Source organism: Priestia sp. 53B2, assembly GCF_056099005.1.
In genome coordinates this window covers 1-255 of the sequence record NZ_JBLZXA010000092.1, presented here as the reverse complement: position 1 = coordinate 255, position 255 = coordinate 1, and the positions used below count along the sequence as shown (strand labels likewise).

Genomic DNA, 255 nt, shown 5'->3' with positions numbered 1-255 from the left:
TAGGTTGGGGGTTCAAGTCCTCTTGCCGGCACCATTTATATCGGAGGGGTAGCGAAGTGGCTAAACGCGGCGGACTGTAAATCCGCTCCTTCGGGTTCGGCAGTTCGAATCTGCCCCCCTCCACCATCTTTATTGGGCTATCGCCAAGCGGTAAGGCAACGGATTTTGATTCCGTCATGCGTTGGTTCGAATCCAGCTAGCCCAGCCATAGAGAGCCATTAGCTCAGTTGGTAGAGCATCTGACTTTTAATCAGA

At 52.5% G+C, this 255-nt stretch carries 2 tRNA genes; both read left to right on the top strand.

Features of this window, described 5'->3' with window-relative positions:
- Window positions 1–42: 42 nt before the first annotated feature.
- Window positions 43–126: transfer RNA gene (locus ACN6NE_RS31270), tRNA-Tyr, on the top strand.
- Between the two features lie 7 nt (window positions 127–133).
- A tRNA-Gln gene (locus ACN6NE_RS31265) sits at window positions 134–208 on the top strand.
- The last annotated feature ends 47 nt before the right edge of the window (window positions 209–255 follow it).